15 protein-coding genes and 1 pseudogene are annotated in these 20477 nt (G+C 64.2%); 10 read left to right on the top strand and 6 right to left on the bottom strand.

From position 1 onward, the window contains the following. Positions 1 to 51: 51 nt before the first annotated feature. Both NKI29_RS05085 and NKI29_RS05080 read right to left on the bottom strand, forming a co-directional pair. Positions 52 to 1632: a 5-guanidino-2-oxopentanoate decarboxylase gene (locus tag NKI29_RS05085; RefSeq protein WP_352795619.1), complete on the bottom strand. Its 1581-nt coding sequence runs from the start codon at positions 1630 to 1632 to the stop codon at positions 52 to 54. Further along, positions 1629 to 2476 (bottom strand): annotated as a pseudogene (locus NKI29_RS05080) (dimethylarginine dimethylaminohydrolase family protein). The gene NKI29_RS05085 and the pseudogene NKI29_RS05080 overlap by 4 nt, the downstream one beginning before the upstream one ends. Positions 2477 to 2693: 217 nt before the next feature. Between NKI29_RS05080 and NKI29_RS05075 the strand changes: the two are divergent. The 5 genes from NKI29_RS05075 (at position 2694) to NKI29_RS05055 (ending at position 7161) form a co-directional block, all read left to right on the top strand. After that, complete coding sequence (locus tag NKI29_RS05075) at positions 2694 to 3503, top strand: ABC transporter ATP-binding protein (protein ID WP_023676274.1); 810 nt, start codon at positions 2694 to 2696, stop codon at positions 3501 to 3503. A 51-nt stretch (positions 3504 to 3554) separates the two neighbouring features. Further along, positions 3555 to 4349: a transporter substrate-binding domain-containing protein gene (locus NKI29_RS05070; protein ID WP_352568373.1), complete on the top strand. Its 795-nt coding sequence runs from the start codon at positions 3555 to 3557 to the stop codon at positions 4347 to 4349. Between the two features lie 212 nt (positions 4350 to 4561). Continuing rightward, positions 4562 to 5227: an ABC transporter permease gene (locus tag NKI29_RS05065; RefSeq protein WP_352453687.1), complete on the top strand. Its 666-nt coding sequence runs from the start codon at positions 4562 to 4564 to the stop codon at positions 5225 to 5227. Between the two features lie 14 nt (positions 5228 to 5241). Then, positions 5242 to 6048, top strand: coding sequence for an ABC transporter permease (locus NKI29_RS05060; RefSeq protein WP_352620750.1), 807 nt, complete (start codon positions 5242 to 5244; stop codon positions 6046 to 6048). Positions 6049 to 6159: 111 nt separating this feature from the next. Beyond that, a complete protein-coding gene (locus tag NKI29_RS05055) occupies positions 6160 to 7161 on the top strand; it encodes an Ldh family oxidoreductase (protein WP_352795618.1) in 1002 nt (333 codons plus the stop codon). Between the two features lie 57 nt (positions 7162 to 7218). Here the strand turns inward: NKI29_RS05055 and NKI29_RS05050 are convergent, their stop codons facing one another. Further along, positions 7219 to 7491: a hypothetical protein gene (locus NKI29_RS05050; protein ID WP_352578579.1), complete on the bottom strand. Its 273-nt coding sequence runs from the start codon at positions 7489 to 7491 to the stop codon at positions 7219 to 7221. A 243-nt stretch (positions 7492 to 7734) separates the two neighbouring features. On the opposite strand from NKI29_RS05050, the gene NKI29_RS05045 reads away from it, so the two are divergent. Then, positions 7735 to 8709, top strand: a complete 975-nt coding sequence (locus NKI29_RS05045; protein WP_352453681.1) for a complex I NDUFA9 subunit family protein — start codon at positions 7735 to 7737, stop codon at positions 8707 to 8709. Positions 8710 to 8730: 21 nt separating this feature from the next. On the opposite strand, the gene NKI29_RS05040 is transcribed toward NKI29_RS05045, so the two are convergent. After that, a complete protein-coding gene (locus tag NKI29_RS05040) occupies positions 8731 to 10104 on the bottom strand; it encodes a cytochrome P450 (RefSeq protein WP_352795616.1) in 1374 nt (457 codons plus the stop codon). A gap of 184 nt (positions 10105 to 10288) precedes the next feature. Between NKI29_RS05040 and NKI29_RS05035 the strand changes: the two genes are divergently transcribed. The 4 genes from NKI29_RS05035 (at position 10289) to NKI29_RS05020 (ending at position 17364) form a co-directional block, all read left to right on the top strand. After that, positions 10289 to 10858: an NADPH-dependent FMN reductase gene (locus tag NKI29_RS05035; protein ID WP_023676267.1), complete on the top strand. Its 570-nt coding sequence runs from the start codon at positions 10289 to 10291 to the stop codon at positions 10856 to 10858. Positions 10859 to 10916: 58 nt separating this feature from the next. Next, positions 10917 to 13583 (top strand): caspase family protein, encoded by a 2667-nt coding sequence (locus NKI29_RS05030; RefSeq protein WP_352578577.1) that lies wholly within the window; start codon positions 10917 to 10919, stop codon positions 13581 to 13583. A gap of 146 nt (positions 13584 to 13729) precedes the next feature. Next, positions 13730 to 16201, top strand: coding sequence for a DNA topoisomerase (ATP-hydrolyzing) subunit B (gyrB, locus tag NKI29_RS05025; RefSeq protein ID WP_352578576.1), 2472 nt, complete (start codon positions 13730 to 13732; stop codon positions 16199 to 16201). Between the two features lie 245 nt (positions 16202 to 16446). Continuing rightward, entirely contained in the window at positions 16447 to 17364 is a 918-nt protein-coding gene (locus NKI29_RS05020; protein WP_352501122.1) for a hypothetical protein, read from the top strand. 99 nt (positions 17365 to 17463) lie between these two features. Here NKI29_RS05020 and NKI29_RS05015 read toward each other — a convergent pair whose 3' ends face one another. Continuing rightward, positions 17464 to 18984: a hypothetical protein gene (locus NKI29_RS05015; RefSeq protein ID WP_352578575.1), complete on the bottom strand. Its 1521-nt coding sequence runs from the start codon at positions 18982 to 18984 to the stop codon at positions 17464 to 17466. A 92-nt stretch (positions 18985 to 19076) separates the two neighbouring features. After that, on the bottom strand, positions 19077 to 20474 hold the full coding sequence (locus tag NKI29_RS05010) for an NAD(P)(+) transhydrogenase (Re/Si-specific) subunit beta (RefSeq protein WP_352454727.1): 1398 nt from the start codon (positions 20472 to 20474) through the stop codon (positions 19077 to 19079). Between the last annotated feature and the right edge of the window lie 3 nt (positions 20475 to 20477).

Here is a 20477-nt window from a genome sequence, read left to right as displayed (position 1 = left end):
CCGCTCCGTCATTGCGCGCCGCCGATGCGGAAGGTCGCGCCTTTCGCGCGATCACTCAACCGAAATCTCGATGACGTAAGGTCGTCCAGTCGCCCGCGCGCGCCCAAGCGCGTCCGCCAAGCCGCCGGTGCCGGAAATCCGCTCGGCGGCAATGCCGTAGGCTTCGGCCAATTTGCAGAAATCCGGCGGTGCCGGGGAGACGCCGACCGGCTCGACGCCGACGTCGAGCATCGAGGTCTCGATCTCGCGGTAGCCGCGATTGTTCCAGACTGTGAAGATCACCGGCGCCGCAGCGTCGAGCGCGGCGCCCAGTTCCGGCAGGGTGAACTGGAAGCCGCCGTCGCCGGTGAGGCAAACGACCGGCGCCTCAGGCCTGGCAAGGGCGGCACCGATCGCCGCTGGCGGGCCATAGCCGAGCGCGCCGAAGCCGGTGGCGGCGTTGAACCAGCCGCCCGGCCGGTCGTGATCGTAGTAGAGGTTGGCGGCGTAGACCGGCTGGGTCGAATCGCCGACGATGATCGCGCCAGGCAGCGTATCACGGATCGTCTCGACGGCGCCCAGTTGCGCCTGCATAGCCGGGCCAATCTCGGCAAAGGCCGCCTGCCGCGTCGCGGGGGGGGGAGCTGCGCCGCCGCCCGATTGCGCCTGGCCCGTGCCGAGTTCGGCATGCAGCGCCTCGAGCGCTGCGCCAGAATCGGCCTGGATCGAAATCCGCGCAGGCCGGCGGGCAAGCTGGTCGGCGCCGATGTCGATGCGGATCAGATTGGCGGGAAGGACAAAACCGCCGTCGCCATAGCCGTCATAGTCGGTCGGACCGAATTCGGTGCCGGCCGCAATGACCAGATCGGCGTCGGCCATCAGCGCACGCACCGCCTTCAGGCTGGGACTGGCCGGCACGCCAAGCGGATGACGATGGAGCAGGCCGCGCGCATTGGCGGTCTGGACGACCGGCGCTCCCAACCTCTCGGCCAGGCGCTGCAACGGCGCTTCGGCAGCTTTGGCGCCGCCACCGGCCAGGATAAGCGGCCGGCGGGCAGACGCGCATAGCCTTGCCGCCTCTGCAATCGCCGCCACATCCGGCTCGGGCGGCGCTGAATTCCGCAGCAGCGGCACGATGCCGTTGGCGGGCATGGTCATGACATCGGTCGGGATCTCGATATGCACCGGACCCGGACGCGAGGATGAGAACAGCGCAAAGGCGCCGGCGAGCACGCCGGGCAGTTCGCCGGCCTCCGTGACACGGTGCGAAAACAGCGCCACCTTCTCCATCATGCCGCGCTGGTCCGGCAATTCATGCAGATGGCCAAGGCCTTTGCCCAGCGTCGGTGTTGCGTTGACGCCGGAGATTACCAGCATCGGCACCGAATCGGCGCGCGCCTGGCCCATGGCGGTGATGGTGTTGGTCAGTCCTGGCCCGGTGATGACGAAGGCGACGCCCGGCTTGCCGCTGGCGCGCGCATAGCCGTCGGCCATGAAGCCGGCGCCCTGCTCGTGGCGCGGCGTGACGTGACGGATATTCGACCGCGCCAGTCCGCGGTAGAGCTCGACCGTGTGCACGCCGGGAATGCCGAACACGATGTCGACGCCGTGCGCTTCCAGCAAGGTGATGAGCGCTTCGCCGATGGTCGTCATTGTCTTAGCACCGGGCGCGTGAGGCAGGTAGGGCCGCCCTCGCAGGCAATGCACAGCGCATCGGCCTCGAATGTCGAGACCGTACAGCCGGCGGCTTGCATGGCAGCCGCCGTCTTCGGAAAACCGGCAACGGCGATAACCTGGCGCGGCGCGGTCGGCAGCACGTTCAGGCTGAGCCCATTCGAGGCGAAGAATTCGTCGGCGTCGCCCTCGACCAGCCGAATGCCGCGTTCGCGCAGCATCTGGTAGAAGGCGACCGGCAGGAGGGGCGCATAGACCAGCGCCAGATCGTCTGCGAGCGGGCTGATCACCGACATCAGATGCAGGCAGGCCTCCTCGCCCTGCCAGAGCGGGAGGTCGAAGCCATAGACCTGGATGCCCTTGGGTGAAAGCAGGTTGGAGAGCTGCTGGATGCCGTGCTGATTGGTGCGCACGCCGCGGCCGACGGCCAGCGTGTTTGCACCACCCACACGCAGTCGCCGCCCTCGACCTGGCCGGGAGCCTCGATACGGCCGAGGGTGGGGATGCCCATGCGCCCGTAGGCTGCCTCGTGCAGGCCGGGCTCTCGCCGGCGCAGCGCCTTGCCCATGGCAAGGATGACCGCGCCATGGTCGGTCATCAGCGACGGATCGTGGGTAAAGACCGAATCGGCAAGCCCGTCATCGGCGTCGCTCAGCCATTCGATTTCGGCACCTGAGACAGAAATCAGCCTGGCCAGTGCATCATGCTGGGTTGCCGCTTTTTGTGGATCGAAGCCGGGGCCATAGTGCCACTCCAGCGCTTCGGCCCGACGCATGGCGCTGGCGGCGGAGCGCATCAGCACGCGCTGCAGCGGCCCGGCCATCGACTGCGACCCGTATGCTTTGCCCACTAAGTTCTCCTGAAACGCGCCCCTCCTGCCAATAGCCACTCGGCAGGCCGTGATCAATGGTCCAAAAACTGCGGTTGACGGAGGCAAGCGGAACGGTCCATCTTGAGAATCGGAACGCTGTCCAGTGACGGGTAATGGGTAAAAAATTCCAGCAAGGACTGCCTCGGCTGCTCCGCGGGGCGCCGCGACGATGACAGCGCCGGCCACCGCCCTGAAGCATACGGCGCAGAACGGCGCTGCCGAAGCCATCCACGTCGAGAACCTGCACAAGAATTTCGGCAAGCTGCATGTATTGAAGGGCGTTTCGCTGTCGGCGCGCGATGGCGAGGTGATCGCCATCATCGGCGGCAGCGGCTCGGGCAAATCGACGCTGCTGCGCTGCATCAACTGCCTGGAGAACCCGACCAGCGGCATCATCCGGGTCAATGGCGAAGAGATAAAGCTGAAGGCCGACAGCTACGGCCACACCGTGCCCGCCGACCGCAAGCAGATCGAACGCATCCGCTCCAAGCTCGGCATGGTCTTCCAGAACTTCAATCTGTGGAGCCACATGACGTTGATCGAGAACGTCATCGAGGTTCCCGTGCATGTGCTCGGCGTCAAGCGCGATGTGGCGATCGGCGAGGCGGAAAAATTGCTCGCCCGCGTCGGCCTGGCCGAAAAACGCGACGTCTATCCCGCTTATCTGTCGGGCGGCCAACAGCAGCGTGCCGCGATCGCCAGGGCGCTGGCCATCAACCCGCGCGTCATGCTGTTCGATGAGCCGACTTCGGCGCTCGACCCGGAGCTGGTCGGCGAGGTGCTGAAGGTGATCGGCGACCTGGCGCGCGAAGGCCGCACTATGGTGCTGGTTACCCATGAGATGAAGTTTGCCCGCGAGGTCGCGACGCATGTCGTCTACCTCCACAACGGGCTGGTCGAGGAAGAAGGGCCGCCGGAACAGATCTTCGGCGCACCAAAATCCGAAAGGCTGAAGCAGTTCATCCGCAACATCAGTTAAACTGTGGGCGGACGAAAACCGGGAACAACAACAAAACTGGGAGTCATGACGATGAAGATTATTCTCAAGACCTTTGCCGCAGCGCTGCTGCTCGGCGTTGCCGCGATGGGCGTGGCCAAGGCCGATCCGGTCAAGATCGGCGTCGCCGCCGAACCCTATCCGCCCTTCGCCTCGCCGGACGCTTCCGGCAAATGGGTCGGCTGGGAGATCGAATTCATCGATGCCGTCTGCGCCGAGGAGAAGCTCGACTGCGTCATCACCCCCGTCGCCTGGGACGGCATCATTCCGGCGCTGACGACCAAGAAGATCGATCTTATCGCCGCCTCGATGTCGATCACCGCCGAGCGCGAGAAGACGATCGCCTTCTCGGACAAATATTACAACACCCCGACTGCGATCATCGGGCCGAAGGACCAGAAGTTCGGCTCAACACCGGAGGACCTCAAGGGCAAGATCATCGGCGTCCAAGTCTCGACCGTACACGCCGACTACGCCAAGAAGCACTTCGCCGACGCGGCGGAAATCAAGGAATACCAGACCCAGGACGAGGCCAACCAGGATCTTGCCGCCGGCCGGGTCGACGCGGTGCAGGCCGATTCCATTGCCCTCGACGCCTTCCTAAAATCGGACCAGGGCAAGCAATGCTGCGATCTGAAGGGCATGGTCGCGCCGGATCTGGCCATTCTCGGGCCCGGCGTCGGCGCCGGCGTCCGCAAGGAAGACTCCGAGTTGAAGGAAAAGATCAACGCCGGCATCAAGGCCATCCGCGCCAACGGCAAATATGACGAGATTTCGAAGAAGTACTTCGACTTCGACATTTACGGTGCCGACACGCAGTCGAACTGACGGCCTCATCCATGAGCGATTAACCACACGGCCCCGATAGAGCCGCGTGGTTAGTCGAAATCCATCGACGCGTGCTTCCGCGGGCGGAGATCGCCGGCGGTTTTAGCGCCAGCAATTCGAGGGCGACGCTGATCGACGCATTTGTTCCGGCTTGGGCCGCCTCCGCCATCGCGCTTCTCTCGCCCACGCCGCCGGGCTGGGGTGGAACGCTCATCGTCGGGCTGCTCCATACGATCGAGATCGCGGTCGGCGCCACCTGTCTCGGCCTTTTGATCGGCATCGGCGGCGCCTCCGGCAAGCTGTATGGTGGTCCGGTGGTGCGAGATCTCCTGGCAGTCTATACGACAGTCGTGCGCGCCGTGCCGGAGCTGGTGCTGATCCTTCTGCTCTATTACGCCGGCACCGATCTGATCAATCAGATGCTGACGGCAATGGGCTATCAGCGCATGGACATTAGCGGGCTGGCGGCCGGCATTGCCGTGCTCGGCTTCGTCCAGGGCGCCTATTCGACCGAGGTGATCCGCGGGGCGATCCTCGCCATTCCGCAGGGCCAGATCGAAGCCGCGCGCGCCTATGGCATGTCTCCCGGCCTGCTGCTGCGGCGCATCACGCTGCCGGCGATGCTGCCGTTCGCCATACCCGGCCTTGCCAATCTTTGGCTGATCGCCACCAAGGACACCGCCCTGCTGGCGGTCGTCGGCTTTTTCGAGCTGACATTGGCGACACGGCAGGCGGCCGGCGTCACCAAAGCCTATCTGACATTCTTTGTCGCCGCCGGCGCGATCTACCTTCTGTTGACGCTGGTCTCCAACCTGATCATCGGCCGCATCGAGAGCTGGGCCCGCCGCGGCATGCCGTCGCTCAAGGAGGCCCGTTGATGGCCGGCCCGGTGATGACTGGCGAAGCGGCCGTCGAGATAGCCGCACGCGCTTCGCTGTGGCTGAAGCCGCATCGTATCGCGCTGATCCTGATCGCGCTGGGGCTGGTTTTGGCGGCGGCCGTCTTCATGCGCTGGGACTGGCTGCCGAAATATTACGGGATGGGATTGCTCGGCATCTGGCGCGCGCTGTGGATTCTTGCCGTCACCTGCACGCTGGGCTTCCTGCTCGCCATGCCGCTCGGACTGGCACAAGCCGCAGGCTCTTTCTGGTTCGCGGCGCCCGCCAAGGCCTTCTGCACCGTCATCAGGGGAACGCCGCTGCTGCTGCAGCTCTGGTTGCTCTATTACGGGCTGGGCTCGCTGTTTCCACAATATCCATGGATTCGCGAGTCCTGGATGTGGCCCTATCTGAGGCAGGCATGGCCCTATGGCGTGCTCGGGCTGACGCTGTCCTTCGCCGGCTATGAGGGTGAGGTGATGCGAGGCGCTTTTGCCGGCGTACCGAAAGGCCAATTGGAAGCCGCCCGCGCCTTCGGCATGAGCCGCTGGAGGATTTTCCGGCGAATCTGGCTGCCGCAGGCCTTCTACCGCGCGCTTCCGACACTGACGGGCGAAATCGTGCTGCAGCTGAAATCGACGCCGCTGGTGGCGACCATCAGCGTGATCGACATATTCGCCGTCACTTCAAAGGTGCGTCAGGATACCTACCTCACCTATGAACCCTTGCTGCTCCTGGCGTTGATCTATATGGCGATCACCGGCATCCTCGTCTTCACCCTGGGCAAGATCGAGGCGCGGATTCCGAACAAGATTGGTTAGGTGAATGGTGAATGGTGAATAGTCAGTAGTGAGTAGCCCGTAGTGTTACCGGCTAAGTCCCACTCACCATTTACCATTCACCCATTCCCTCAGATATCCATGGCAATCACAATGCAACTCAGTCTCGACCAGGCGACAGGGCTGTGCCGGATGGCCGCACTTGGCGCTGGCGCCAACGAAGAGGCGGCGCAGTCGCTGGCTGCCTCGATCGTCGCGGCCGAGGCGGAAGGACTGTCGATCGTCGGGCTTTCGCACTTTATCGATTATCTTGAAGCACTGGAGGCCGGCCGTATCGACGGCAACGCCGATCCGGTGATCACCAGGCCGGCGCTCGCGGTCTATCTTTCCGATGCGCGCGGCGGCTTAGCGCATACCGGTTTCGACCGCACGATCGATGACCTCGCCAAGGCGGCGCGGCTGTTCGGCGTCGCCATCTTTTCGCAGAAGAATGCTTATACGTGCGGCGCGCTCGGCTATTTCACCGGACGGCTGGCCGCGCAGGGATTGGTGTCGTTCGCCGCCACCAACGGCCCGGCCGTGCTTGCCGGCTCGGGCTCGGTCAAGCCGGTCTACTGCACCAACCCGATGTCCTTTGCGGCACCCGCCGCGGACGGGGCGGCGCTGGTCATCGACCAGTCGTCGAGCGCCACCGCCTTCGTCAACATCCGCAAGGCGGCCGAGGACGGCAAGAAGATACCCGAAGGCTGGGCACTGGATGCCAGCGGCAATCCGACCACGGACCCGGCAGCTGCCATGAAGGGCGCCATGCTTGCCTTCGCCGGCCAGCGCGGCGCCAACATCGCGCTGATGGTCGAGGTGCTGGCTGCGGGCCTGTCGGGCGCCAACTGGTCGCTCGATGCGCCATGGTTCAGCGGCGGGCCGGACAGTCCGGGGACCGGCCTGTTCGTGCTTGCCGTCGAGCCCAAGCTGCTCGATCCGGACTTCGAAAAGCGGATGAAGGATCAGCTCGACCGGCTGCGGCGGCGCTATGGCGTGCATGTGCCGGGGCGTGCCCGGGCCGAGGCCGCGGAGAAGGCGGCGGCGCGCGGCATAAGGGCGCCGAAAGCCGTGGTGCAACGCATTTCCGAATTCGCCGGGCGCTATTCGTCCTGAAGAAATTCGTTTGTCCGATGAGCGGCTGACGGGGCCGGCCGATCCGGCAGCGCGAGCCTACTTCCCGCAATGATGATCGTTGATCGCGTTCACCGCATTCGCGTCCGGTCCTACCCTGTTGTAGGAGCAGGGTTCGGCGGCCGTCGTGAACAGGTGGTTGTCATAGTAGCGCGGGCCACCGAACAGAATGTCGATGATGTCGCCGTTGGCGGGAACGTAGCGTTCGGGTTGAGCTTGGTGGTGATGCCGGTTTGCCGCGAATGCCGAGGCACCAATGCTGCAGCCTGTTGCGAAAGCCAGAGCGAAGATCGCAACGCGTTTTGTCGTCATCGGCAATATCCTCCATTCGGAATCAAATCATACATCTAAAATCGCCGACCGAACAAAGGTTCCTGTTCCTAATGGAGTTGCCGTAAAGCCGGGCCTCGGCGGCGTTTTCTGCCATTTCGAACGGATCCGGAAAATCATGCTTCAACAGTGCCGGGCGACCGATGGTCGCCCTTTGCCTTTGGCGCGAAACCGACTATGAAACGGCTTCAATCAAGCCATCTGGATAGCCCGCCGGAGCCAGCCATGACCGAAATCCTTCAGACCCCAAAGCTCGTCGTCGTTTTCGGCGGCTCCGGCTTTGTCGGTCGTCATGTCGTGCGGGCGCTGGCCAAGCGCGGCTACCGCATCCGGGTTGCCTGCCGCCGGCCCGATCTCGCCGGTCATTTGCAACCGCTTGGCAATGTCGGGCAGATCCAGCCGGTGCAGGCCAATGTCCGGGTCCGCTGGTCGGTCGACCGCGCCGTGCAAGGCGCCGACCATGTCGTCAATCTGGTGGCGATCGCGCATGAGGCCGGCCGGCAGAAATTTACTGCCGTCCACGAGTTCGGCGCGCGCGCTATTGCCGAAGCGGCGCGCGCCGTCGGCGCCGGCCTCACCCACATCTCGGCTCTGGGAGCGGACCTCCACGCGCAATCGGACTACGCGCGTACCAAGGCGCTCGGCGAAAAGGCCGTTCTTGAGACGGTCCAAGACGCCGTGATCTTGCGGCCATCGATCAATTTCGGGCCGGAGGACGGTTTCTTCAACCGCTTTGCCAACATGGCCCGCTTTTCCCCAGTGCTGCCGCTGATCGGCGGCGGGCAGACGAAATTCCAGCCGGTCTATGTCGGCGACGTCGCCGAAGCGGTGGCGCACTCGGTCGACGGCAAGGTCCAGGGCGGCCGGATCTATGAACTCGGCGGGCCGCAGGTGCTTACCTTCAAGGAATGCATGCAAGAGCTGCTTGTCATCATCGAACGCAAGCGGTTTTTGCTGCCCGTGCCATGGTGGCTGGCGAACCTCCAGGCATCAATTCTCGGGCTGCTTCCCAATCCGTTGTTGACCAAGGACCAGGTCCTGCTGTTGCGCCAGCACAATGTGGTGTCGGAAGCCGCCGTCAAGGACAACAGGACGCTCGCCGGCCTCGGGATCCAGCCACGGTCGATCGGAACCATTCTGCCCAGCTATCTCTGGCGCTACCGCGCCGCCGGCCAGTTCCAACGCAAGTCCGCCGCATAACACGAACGGACGTGCGGTTGCCTACGAGCCGCGCCGGGTGACCTGCATCGGCAGGCCGCCTTGCGGCTGCGTCGTCAGCTTCTGCACCGGCCAGGGGTGGGTTTCCGCGGTGGCGTCGAAACGGTAGCGCGACAGCATGATCGCCAACGCGATGATCGCCTCCTGCATGGCGAAGCTGGCGCCGATGCAGACGCGGGGGCCGGCGCCGAACGGCAAATACTGGAAACGATCGATCTTTTCGCGGTTTCCCGGATGGAAGCGTTCCGGCATGAAAGCGTCCGGCCGGTCCCACAATTTCCGATGGCGGTGGACGACCCACGGCATCACCAGCACCGCGGCACGCCGCGGTACGTAGAGGCCGTTCCAGGTTTCGGGTTCGATCGGTTCGCGGTTGATCGACGGCGCCGGCGGATAGAGCCTGAGCGCCTCGTCGAAGGCGGCGCGGGTGAGCGGCATGTCGTCGAGCCATTTCGTCGGGTCGGGCTCGCGCGCCAACACCGCATCGATCTCGTGCTCGATCTTTTCGCGCTCCCACGGCGCTTCGGCAAGGCAGTAGAGCGTCCAGCCGAGCGCCCTGGCCGTAGTCTCGTGGCCGGCACCGATGAAGGTGATGATGTTGTCCTCGACCTCGGCCCGGGTCAGCCCGCCCGGTCCCTCCGCCTTCAACAGCAGCGTGAGAAAATCCTGCGGCACCGTGTCCGAAGCGCGCCTCAGCCGCGCCTCGCGCATCTGCACCGTGTCGGTTACGATCTTGCGGAAGTAGGCCATGGTCTTGCGGCCGCGGATGCGGGTCAGGCGCGGCAGCCAGTCGGGCGCACGCAAAAGGTCGAGCGGATCGACCCGGCCCATGGTCTCGAACAGGCGATCGATCTCCTTGGCGAAGCTACCGGGCTCGCCCGATATCTCGCCCGAAAACAGTGTCTCGGCCAGGATGTCGAAGGTGAGCAGCGTCATGTCGTGGGCGATGTCCGACGTGCCACCTTGCTCGTAACGGGTGACGAATTCGAGCGTGCGTTTCAGCATCGGCTCGGCGAAGCCGAAGATGTGGCGCGGCGTGAACACCGGCGCCATCGCCTTGCGCGAACGCCGCCACACTTCGCCTTCGGCGGTCAGCAGGCCGTCGCGCAGGATTGGCCGCAATATCTTCTGACGCACCGTCGCCATCTTGTAGTTCTTGGCGTTATCGACGAGCACATGGCGGATGAGGCCGGGATCGTTGGCGATGACCAGCGGCCCGCCGACGCCGGTCACCGAAATCCAGGGCTCGTTATAGGTCGGCTCGCCCCACAGTTCGAGCGGATTGCGGTAGACGATGCGGATCATCTCCAGCGTCGAGGGCGGCGCTGTGCGCGGCTTCGGCGCCGGCGGGACGAAGGGGACGGGCTGACTGTCCATGGCTTGCTCCGCTGACACCTCAATGTAGTGGCGGGCAAGGCAGGCGTCCATGTGACCGGACGACAAGGCGAAGCATCCGCTCTCTGGAATGTGACCGGGGCACCGGAAAGTGCCTGCTTGCTGTGTCCGGCTGCGTGTCTTAGGTGGCAGCACCACAGATGCCACTAACCGGCGGGAGCCTGCCTTGAAGCACCAGTTGAACGTCATCATCGGCAGCACGCGGCCGGGCCGCGCCGGGCCGGTTTTCGCAAATTGGCTGGAGAGCTTTGCGCGCGAGCACGGCAAATTCGAGCCGGTGCTCACCGACATCGCGGCCTTCAACCTGCCGGTGCTGGACGAGCCGCATCATCCGAGACTGGGCAAATACGAAAACAGCCACACGAAAGCCTGGTCGAAGGCAATCGACGCCGCCGACGCATTCGTCTTCGTGGCGCCGGAATACAATTATTTCGCCGCCCCCGCGATCGTCAACGCGGTCGACTACCTGCTCAGGGAATGGCGATACAAGCCGGCCGCCATCCTCAGCTACGGCGGTGTCTCCGGCGGCCTGCGGGCGGCGCAGGCGGTCAAACCGTTGCTGACCTCCGTCGGCGTCATGCCGATCCCGGAAGGCGTGGCGCTGCCGATGTACCAGAAGCTGCTCGACGAGACCGGCGCCTTCTTGCCCAGCGAGCAGGTGCTCGGCGGGGCCAGGACCATGCTGGACGAGTTGTTCCGCTGGAGCGAAGCGCTGAAGCCGATGCGGGTCGGCTGACAACGCGAACGGCCGGGCTTGCCGATGCCGTAACTTGCTCATGCCATAAAGAGATGGAATGCTCCGGCAAATGACCGGGCCGGGGCGGTTCGATTTGCGTTTTCTGTTTGCCTTGCTGCTGATCCTCTCGACGGCCTCCGCTGCCGTGGCGGAGCGGCGCGTTGCGCTGGTCATCGCCGAGAACGACTATCGGCTGATCCGGCCGCTCGCCAATCCCGTCAATGACGGTGAGGTTATGGAAACGGTGCTGAGGAAGCTTGGTTTCGAGGTCTTCCTCGAAACCAACCGCGACCTGCGGCGCATGCGCCGGGCGCTCGACGATTTCCGCGAGGATGCCAAAGGCGCCGACGTGGCGCTGGTGTTCTTCTCCGGCCACGGCGTCGAGATCGCCGGCGAGAATCGGCTCCTGCCGGTCGATGCAGACGCGTCGTCGCTCGCTACGCTGGAAAGGACCAGCCTGCCGCTGGAGGTGATCCGCGCGACCGTCGCCGCCACCAGCAAGGTCGGATTGATCGTGCTCGACGCCTGCCGTAGCGATCCGTTCGCGGCTACGGGCGGCGAAGGCCGCGGCGCGACGGCGCTGGCAAAAGACGTCAGCGACAAGGTCCGGCCGGGCCTTGGCCGCATCGGGCGGGCAGAAAACATCCTGTTTGCCTTTTCGGCGGCGCCCGGCGAGACCGCCGCGGATGGGACGGGCCAGAATTCGCCGTTTACCGCGGCGCTGACGAAATACCTCGGCACCGAAGGTCTCGAGATCCGCTCCGTGCTGACGCTCGTGCAGCAGGAGGTCTACGACCTCTCGCGCGGTAAGCAATTGCCCTATGTCGAGAGCGGCCTGCCGCAGCTGTTCTTTGCCGCCTCGGCCAAGGAGAAATTGCCGGAGCGCGAACGCTTGTTGCTGGCCATGGCCGAGGTGACGCCCGCGATGCGCGGCGAGGTGGAAAAGATCGCCAGCGACGCCGATATGCCGCTGGCGCCGCTCTATGGCGCGTTGATCAGTTCCGATGCCGGCCATCTCTCCGCAAACAGTCTGAACACCAGGCTGCGTGAGGCAGCCGACGCCTTCGTCAAGGTGCGGAGCGAAATGCAGACGCTTGGATCCGACGATCTGCGGGTGGCAGCGTTGCGCCGGCAGGCCGAAGAGCAGCTTTCGCTGGGAGCGTTCGATGCCGCGCGTAAAAAGCTCGCCGAGGCAGCCGAGATCGACAATGTCTCGCGCAACGCGCTGAAGGCCAATTTCGTCAGCCGCACGCTCTCCGAAGCCGCGACGCGCTATCTGTCCGGCGGGGCGGCGCGCGCCGACCTCGACTACGCTACAGCCATCAGGGACTATGAGTCCGTGCTCGCGCTTTATGACGAAGCCGGACAGGTGGTGCTGTCGCTCGACGACGCCGACCGCTTGATCCGCACGCTGGACGAGCTCGGCAAGCTCTATACCACGGTCGGCAATATCGATGCGGCTGGCCGTGCCTTCGAGGCGCTGCAAGCCGATCTCGAGCGGCGGTCGCATCATGAAACCGATCCCAACGTGAAGCGCGACTTCGCCGTCAGCCACGTCAAGCTCGGCAACGTGCGGATGGCGCAAGGCAATCTGCCGTCAGCGCTGCAGAATTATGAGACCGCCAAGACCATTCTGCAGGGCCTGACCGAGGCAGAACCGGACAATCTGGAGTGGTTCGGCGACCTCGCCATGGCCGACGACAAGATCGGCAACGTATTGGCGACCCAAGGCGATCTGGCCGGCGCCGCAGAGGTCTACCAGGAAAGCCTGTCGATCAAGAAGCAGCTCGCCGCCGGAGAGCCCGACCGTGCCGAACTGCAGCGCGACCTGACCATCACCTACGATGAGATCGGTCACCTTGCCCATATCGCAGGCCAACTGGACAACGCACAGGCGGCCTATGAAGAGAGCCTGAAGGTGCGGCTGGCGCTGGCGGCGGACAAACCGGGAGACGCCGACCGGCAGCGTGACGTCTCGGTCAGCCACGATACGATAGGCGACCTGCTGCGCGAACGCGGCGACGCCGCCGGGGCGCTGGCGGCCTACAAGGAAGGTCTGGCGATCGTCAAGCAACTGGCGAAACGCGATCCGGACGACACTGAGTTGAAGCGCGACCTGTCGGTCGGCAACGCCAAGATCGGCAATGCGCTGAGCGACCAGCAGAATTGGCCGGCGGCACTTTCGACTTATCGTGAGGCACTTTCGCAGGCCAGCGCGCTCGCCGCCGGCGACCCGAACAACACCGAATGGCAGCGCGACCTGTCCGTGTGCATCGAGAAAGTCGCCGGCGTCCTGGCGATACAGGGCGACCACAAAGGCGCGCTGAAAGCCTATCTGGACAGCTACGCGATTGCGCAGAGGCTGGCCAAGCTCGATCCCGCCAATTCCGACTGGCAGCGGGACTTGTCGATAACGCTGTCCGAAGTCGCCACGCTGCGCCTCAGGCAGCGCGACGTCAGGGGCGCCCGGCAAGCCCTTCAGGACAGCCTGGCCATTCGCGAGAAACTTGCCCGGTCCGATCCGGACAACGCCACCTGGCAGCGCGACCTGGTGGTCGCCTATATCGACTACGCCCAAGTCGCAAAGGACCCGAAGGCTGTGCTTTCCAAGGCGCTCGACATGACGCTCGAGCTCGACCGGAGCGGGCGGTTGGCACCGCGCCACAAGTTCATGATCAAGTTTTTACGTGAGCGGCTGGCCAGGATCGAAGCCAGGCGCCGGTAGCCGGCTCACGCGATGGTCATTCCGTTCCGAAATGCCTGCAAACCTTGGAAAAACCGCCTTTTGCGCCTATATCTACGACATTAGAAATGCGCGATTCGAAGCCGATTTTTCGCGCTCTGCACCCGGCATCAATCAGACAGGTTTTCATGAGCGACCAGACCGACATCGCCAACGGCGTTGAAGCCGAATACGGCGCCGATTCCATCAAGGTTTTGAAGGGCTTGGATGCCGTTCGCAAGCGGCCGGGCATGTATATCGGCGATACCGACGACGGCTCGGGCCTGCACCACATGGTCTATGAAGTCGTCGACAACGCCATCGATGAAGCACTGGCCGGCCATGCCGACCTGGTGACGGTGACGCTCAATCCGGACGGATCGGTGACGGTCATCGACAATGGCCGCGGCATTCCGACCGATATCCACACCGGCGAAGGCATTTCGGCGGCCGAAGTGATCATGACGCAGCTGCATGCCGGCGGCAAGTTCGACCAGAACTCCTACAAGGTGTCAGGCGGCCTGCACGGCGTCGGCGTGTCGGTCGTCAACGCCCTGTCGGCCTGGCTGAAACTGAAGATCCGCCGCAACGGCCAGATCTACGAGATGAGTTTCACGCATGGCAATGCCGACGCGCCGCTGCGCATCACCGGCAGTTATGAACAAGACAAGGTCCCCGGCACCTATGAGGGGCGCAGCGGCAGCGAAATCACGTTTTTGCCGTCGTCCGAGACTTTCACCATGGTCGAATTCGACTACGGTACGCTGGAGCATCGGCTGCGCGAACTCGCCTTCCTGAACTCCGGCGTGCGCATCGTTTTGACCGATGCCCGCCATGCCGACATCATGCGCCATGAATTGCACTACGATGGCGGCCTCGAAGAGTTCGTCCGATATCTCGACCGGACGAAGAAGCCGTTGCTCGACAAGCCGATCTCGATCCGCGCCGAGCGCGACGGCATCACGGTCGAAGTCGCCATGTGGTGGAACGACAGCTACCATGAAAACGTGCTGGCCTTCACCAACAACATCCCGCAACGCGACGGCGGCACGCATCTGGCAGGCTTCCGCGGTGCGCTGACGCGCCAGATAACCGGCTATGGCGACTCCTCCGGCCTGACCAAGAAGGAAAAAGTGGCGCTGATCGGCGATGATTGCCGCGAAGGGCTGACCGCGGTGCTGTCGGTCAAGGTTCCCGACCCGAAATTCTCCTCGCAGACCAAGGACAAGCTGGTGTCGTCCGAGGTCCGCCCGGTGGTCGAAGGGCTTGTCAACGAAGCGCTCGGCACCTGGCTCGAGGAGCACCCGACCGAGGGCAAGGCGGTCATCGAGAAGGTCATCCAGGCCGCTGCCGCGCGCGAAGCCGCGCGCAAGGCACGCGACATCACCCGCAAGAGTTCGCTCGGCGTCACCTCGCTGCCCGGCAAGCTGGCCGATTGCCAGGAGCGCGATCCGGCGAAATCCGAGATCTTTATCGTCGAGGGCGACAGCGCCGGCGGCTCGGCCAAGGGCGGCCGTTCGCGCCAGAACCAGGCCATTCTTCCGCTGCGCGGCAAGATCCTCAATGTCGAGCGCGCCCGCTTCGACCGCATGCTCGGCTCCGACATGATCGGCACGCTGATCACCGCGCTCGGCACCTCGATCGGCAAGGACGAGTTCAACGCCGACAAGCTGCGCTACCACAAGATCATCCTGATGACCGACGCCGATGTCGACGGCGCCCACATCCGCACCTTGCTGCTGACCTTCTTCTTCCGCCAGATGCCGGAACTGATCGAACGCGGTCATCTCTACATCGCGCAGCCGCCGCTCTACAAGGTGACGCGCGGGAAGAGCTCGCAATACATCAAGGACGAAGCCGCCTTCGAGGAATTCCTGATCGGCTCCGGGCTGGAAGAAGCGTCGCTTGCGCTCAGCACAGGCGAGGTGCGGGCCGGGCAGGACCTGCGCAGTGCCATCGACGACGCCTTGGCTGTCCGCCAGCTCATCAACGGATTGCACACGCGCTATAACAGAGGCGTGGTCGAGCAGGCAGCGATTGCCGGCGCGCTCAACCCGGAGATATTCACCGACCTCCGCCGCGCCAACGAGACGGCCGAGCGTGTTGCCCGTCGTCTCGACATTATCGCCGAGGATACCGAGCGCGGCTGGATCGGCCGCATGTCGACCTCGAACGAGGGCATTGGCGGCTATGTCTTCGAGCGAACGGTGCGCAGCGTCAAGGAGTTCGCGCATCTCGACCTGGCGCTGATCAATTCCGCCGACGCACGCCAGCTCGACCGCTATGCGCCGCGCCTGGCGGAAATCTACGGCGAGCCGCCGGTGCTGCGCCGCAAGGATGTCTCGGAAACCATTTCGGGGCCGCTGGCACTGCTCAATGCCGTGTTTGCCACCGGCCGCAAGGGCCTGACCATGCAGCGCTACAAGGGCCTTGGCGAAATGAACGCCGAGCAGCTCTGGGAAACGACGCTCGACCCGAATGTGCGCTCGCTGTTACAGGTCAAGGTCAATGACGCGACTGATGCGGACAGCTTGTTTTCACGGCTGATGGGCGACGAGGTCGAGCCAAGGCGCGAATTCATCCAGGAAAACGCGCTGTCGGTTGCCAATCTGGACATCTGAGCCAAGGCCGAGATACCCAGCCAGCAGGCATGAAGTGCATTGGTGCGCCTTGGCGCACCAATACGGCTGCTGCAACGCAACAAAGATCACCAGGACCGCCGGAACGGAAAGGCTTTCAAGGCATTGTAGTCGATCACAATCGCCGCAGGAGGCATCCATGGGACGTGGCATTTTGCTCTGGCTTCTCGGAGTCCCAATTCCGATCATTATTCTGATCATGCTGTTCGCACGGTAGGGAGGCTTCGATGCAGTCCACCGTAACAGCTGTCGACGTTTCCGCCCCGACGGAATCCGCTTCCACTGCTGTCAGCTGGGGGCCAATCGTCGCCGGCGCCTTTGCTGCGTCAACGCTTACCTTCATCTTGATGCTGCTCGGCTCCGGGCTTGGGCTGAGCATGGTGTCGCCATGGTCCGGCTCGGGTGCGTCAGTCACCACTTTCGCCGTTTCCACCGCCGTCTGGCTGATCGTCGTGCAGTGGCTGTCGTCGGCCCTGGGCGGCTACCTCGCCGGACGCCTGCGCACCAAATGGGTCGGCATCCACACCGATGAAGTCTTCTTCCGCGATACCGCTCACGGCTTCCTGGCCTGGGCGCTGGCGACGCTGCTCGTCGCCGGCGTGCTCGGCACGGCGCTTTCGGCCGCGATAGGTACCGGTGTCCAGGCTGCTTCGACTGTGGCATCGGGCGCGGCAATGGGCGCTTCGGCAGGTGCTGCTGCAAACGCGGGTAGCGCCTCGACTGACAACGCCACATCGTATTTCGTCGATACGCTGTTCCGCCCGGCCGATCCGGCAAGGCTCGCTGCCGCCAATCCGGAGAGCGACGCTGCGGCAACGGCGCAGGCATCGCGCATTCTAATCGCGAGTGCCGCAGCAGGCGAAATATCGGCCGACGACAAGACCTATCTGTCGCGGCTCGTGGCCGCCCGCACAGGCCTGTCCGAAGCGGATGCCACCGCTCGCGTCGATACGGTAATCGCCAGAGCGCAGGACGCCAAGGTCAAGGCCCAGCAGGCGGCCGACACCGCCAGAAAGGCAGGCGCCACCTTCTCGCTGATTGGCGCGCTGTCGCTGGTCGTCGGGGCCTTCATTGCCAGCGCGGCTGCAGCACTTGGCGGCAGGCAGCGCGACGACGAGGAAGCGATTTTCCTGACCAATCGTTGATCGGTGACTAAGCGAACTCGGTCCGCTTCGGGAAGATTACGCCCGAAGGGGACCTTGCTTTGAACTGCCGCCGCGGCATTGTCGTGCGCTGCTCGCCGCCTACAGCTCAGCTTCCAGTTTGCGGCCGAGATCGACCGCATCGCGCAGCACGGCAAGGTGCGAGCGCGGCTGTACGCCGGCCGGCGCGTTGACCTCGAGGCCGCTCGCCGTCAGCGACCAGTAGAGCCTGTGCGTGAAGACGCGGCCGCCCGAGCCGCGCAGCTCGACCTGGATGTTTTCCACGCCGGGACCAAAATTTTCCGTCATCCGCCCTGAAATCGGGTCGCCGGTCAGCCAGCCATTGCCCCTGTCGAAAATATTGGTCCAGCGCGTCGCGGCAAACACCGCGCCATGATGCACCGCCCGCTGCGGCTTGCCGGAATGGCTGCGCCCTTCCTGGTAGAGCATGGTCCCGCCCGCCGCCCTGTCGGCGATCGGCGGGCATGCCGAAAACAGGCGCTCGGCGATGCCGCGCCTGAGTTCGGCGAGGTTGTAGGTCACTAGAAACTCGCTGTGGGTCAGCGGACTGCCGAGCGTGACGAAATCGCTGATCTTCCACGGCAGCGGATGATCGGCGTCGCCGACGCGAAGCTGCCGGTAGAGCTCCCATTGGCTGCGCCGGAATGCGGGGAGGTCATCGAGGCTGTCGGGCCAAGCGGAGGCATCGGCGGCCAGCGTCGCCTTGTCGACGGCGTGGATCGCCTTCAGCCTCGCTTTGTCGCGAATGGCTTCCAACTTTCTAGGCCTGAAATCGGCCCACAATATCTGCAACAGATCATAGGCGATGATCGACCCGAGGCTGTGCGAGACCAGCACGATGCGGTCATAGGCATCGTCCATCATGAGACGCTTCAGCAGCTTGAGGCCACGCTCGCGGACCAGCGCCCGCTTCTCGACCGTTGCCGCTTCGGCCCGCACATAGGCGGCGACGTCGCCGAAATAAGGCAAGCCAAACTGGTCCACCGACCAGATGACGAACGACGCCAGAACCGTGACAAGCACACCGGTCGTCCAGGAGATGTAGCCTTGCCAGGTCGACGTTGCGAGCGCCAGCGCCGCGCCGAGGACGACGATGGTGGCCAAAAGCGTGACGACATAGAGTTTGAGCACATCGCGCGGAATATCGGCCGGCTTGCGCCAGAGCAGGGTCGTCACCCAGGCAGCAAGGCGGCTTCGGGTCGTGCCCTGGGTGATGTCGGCCCAGTAAAGCTCGTAGAAATCGGTGCGGCGGCCATCGACATCATAGGGCGTGGTGATCCGGCGGAGTTCGTGCGAATTGGTCCGGCTGTCGGGCGTGATCCAGCTCTGGTTGATCTTCGCACCCATCGGGTCGGCCGGATCGGGGACATGGGCATAGAACGGTGCCCGGGCCGGATCGTGGCTCCATACGGCCTGGACAAACTCCCTCAACGTGTCCATGGGCCGCTGCTCGCCCATGCCGTGCACGACCACTACCGCCTGGCTGCGCTTGCGTGGCGCCTTCTCTGCTGCGGTCAGATCGGCGGCCGGCGATGCAGCAGAACCAGGGTCGGGCACCAGCACCTCCACGATGACTCCGTTAGCAAGACGACGGGTCGGCATCGTAGCTTCAGAACCGGTAACAGCCAAGAAAAAGCCCGGCGCGGAGCCTGGCTGTATTCGACGATCGGCAGTGAGTTGGCAGCGACGCCGTTTCAGTGATCCATCGCTTTGACGATCTCCTCGGTCATCTTCTTGGCGTCGCCGAGCAGCATCATGGTGCCGTCCTTGTAGAACAGCGTGTTGTCGATGCCGGCATAGCCGGAGCCGAGCGAGCGCTTGACGAACAGGCAGGTGCGCGCCTTGTCGACGTCGAGAATTGGCATGCCGTAGATAGGTGAGGACTTGTCGTCACGAGCCGAGGGATTGGTGACGTCATTGGCCCCGATGACATAGGCGACGTCGGCCTGCGCGAACTCAGAGTTGATGTCCTCCAGCTCGAACACTTCGTCATAAGGCACGTTGGCTTCGGCCAAGAGCACGTTCATGTGCCCGGGCATGCGGCCGGCAACCGGGTGGATGGCGTATTTGACGTCGACGCCGTTGGCCTTGAGCTTGTCGGCCATCTCGCGCAGCGCGTGCTGCGCCTGGGCGACGGCCATGCCGTAGCCCGGCACGATGATGACCTTTTGCGCATTCATCATCAGATAGGCGGCATCCTCGGCCGAGCCCTGCTTGACCGTGCGCTCGATGCCGTCGTTGGCAATGGCTGATGTCTCGCCGCCGAAGCCGCCGAGGATGACCGAGATGAAGCTCCGGTTCATGCCTTTGCACATGATGTAAGACAGGATGGCGCCCGACGAGCCGACCAGCGCGCCGGTGATGATCAGCGCCAGATTGCCGAGCGTGAAGCCCAGGGCGGCCGCGGCCCAGCCCGAATAGGAATTCAGCATCGACACGACCACCGGCATATCGGCGCCACCGATCGGGATGATGAGAAGCACACCCAGCACCAGCGAGGCGGCAACGATCAGCCAGAACACCACCTTGGACTCGGCGGTGACGAGCAGCACGATCAGCACGATCAGCGCAATGCCCAGGGCCGCGTTGATGAAGTGGCGGCCACCGATCATGATCGGCTTGCCCGACATGCGGCCGTCGAGCTTCAAAAAGGCGATGACCGAGCCGGTGAAGGTGATGGCACCTATGGCAACGCCGAGGCTCATCTCGATCAGTGCCTGGGCATGAATATCGGCGACGGTGCCGATGCCGAAGCTTTCCGGTGCATAGATGGCGGCGGCCGCCACCATGACCGCGGCAAGACCGACCAGCGAGTGGAAGGCGGCGACCAGCTGCGGCATCGAGGTCATGGCAATGCGCCGTGCCGTGACCGCACCGGCCGAGCCGCCTATCAGCAGCCCGAGCACTATGAGGCCGAAGCGCCCGGCCGAAGGGGTCGCCAGCGCCAGCGTCGTGGCGATGGCGATGCCCATGCCGATCATGCCGTACATGTTGCCCTGGCGGCTGGTGGTCGGATGCGACAGGCCGCGCAATGCCAGGATGAACAGTATGCCGGAGACCAGATAGAGAAAGGAGGCGAAGTTGGCGTTCATAGC

The organism is Mesorhizobium sp. M0678 (assembly GCF_040320505.1).
Taxonomy (GTDB): domain Bacteria; phylum Pseudomonadota; class Alphaproteobacteria; order Rhizobiales; family Rhizobiaceae; genus Mesorhizobium.
This window is presented reverse-complemented; position numbering and strand designations above follow the sequence as displayed.

Excerpts from the sequence above, each read along its gene's own strand:
- NKI29_RS05085 (WP_352795619.1), bottom strand. The coding sequence starts at position 1,632 with ATGACGACCATCGGCGAAGCGCTCATCACCTTGCTGGAAGCGCACGGC.
- NKI29_RS05075 (WP_023676274.1), top strand. The coding sequence starts at position 2,694 with ATGACAGCGCCGGCCACCGCCCTGAAGCATACGGCGCAGAACGGCGCT.
- NKI29_RS05070 (WP_352568373.1), top strand. The coding sequence starts at position 3,555 with ATGAAGATTATTCTCAAGACCTTTGCCGCAGCGCTGCTGCTCGGCGTT.
- NKI29_RS05060 (WP_352620750.1), top strand. The coding sequence starts at position 5,242 with ATGACTGGCGAAGCGGCCGTCGAGATAGCCGCACGCGCTTCGCTGTGG.
- NKI29_RS05055 (WP_352795618.1), top strand. The coding sequence starts at position 6,160 with ATGCAACTCAGTCTCGACCAGGCGACAGGGCTGTGCCGGATGGCCGCA.
- NKI29_RS05050 (WP_352578579.1), bottom strand. The coding sequence starts at position 7,491 with ATGACGACAAAACGCGTTGCGATCTTCGCTCTGGCTTTCGCAACAGGC.
- NKI29_RS05045 (WP_352453681.1), top strand. The coding sequence starts at position 7,735 with ATGACCGAAATCCTTCAGACCCCAAAGCTCGTCGTCGTTTTCGGCGGC.
- NKI29_RS05040 (WP_352795616.1), bottom strand. The coding sequence starts at position 10,104 with ATGGACAGTCAGCCCGTCCCCTTCGTCCCGCCGGCGCCGAAGCCGCGC.
- NKI29_RS05030 (WP_352578577.1), top strand. The coding sequence starts at position 10,917 with ATGCTCCGGCAAATGACCGGGCCGGGGCGGTTCGATTTGCGTTTTCTG.
- gyrB (WP_352578576.1), top strand. The coding sequence starts at position 13,730 with ATGAGCGACCAGACCGACATCGCCAACGGCGTTGAAGCCGAATACGGC.
- NKI29_RS05020 (WP_352501122.1), top strand. The coding sequence starts at position 16,447 with ATGCAGTCCACCGTAACAGCTGTCGACGTTTCCGCCCCGACGGAATCC.
- NKI29_RS05015 (WP_352578575.1), bottom strand. The coding sequence starts at position 18,984 with ATGCCGACCCGTCGTCTTGCTAACGGAGTCATCGTGGAGGTGCTGGTG.
- NKI29_RS05010 (WP_352454727.1), bottom strand. The coding sequence starts at position 20,474 with ATGAACGCCAACTTCGCCTCCTTTCTCTATCTGGTCTCCGGCATACTG.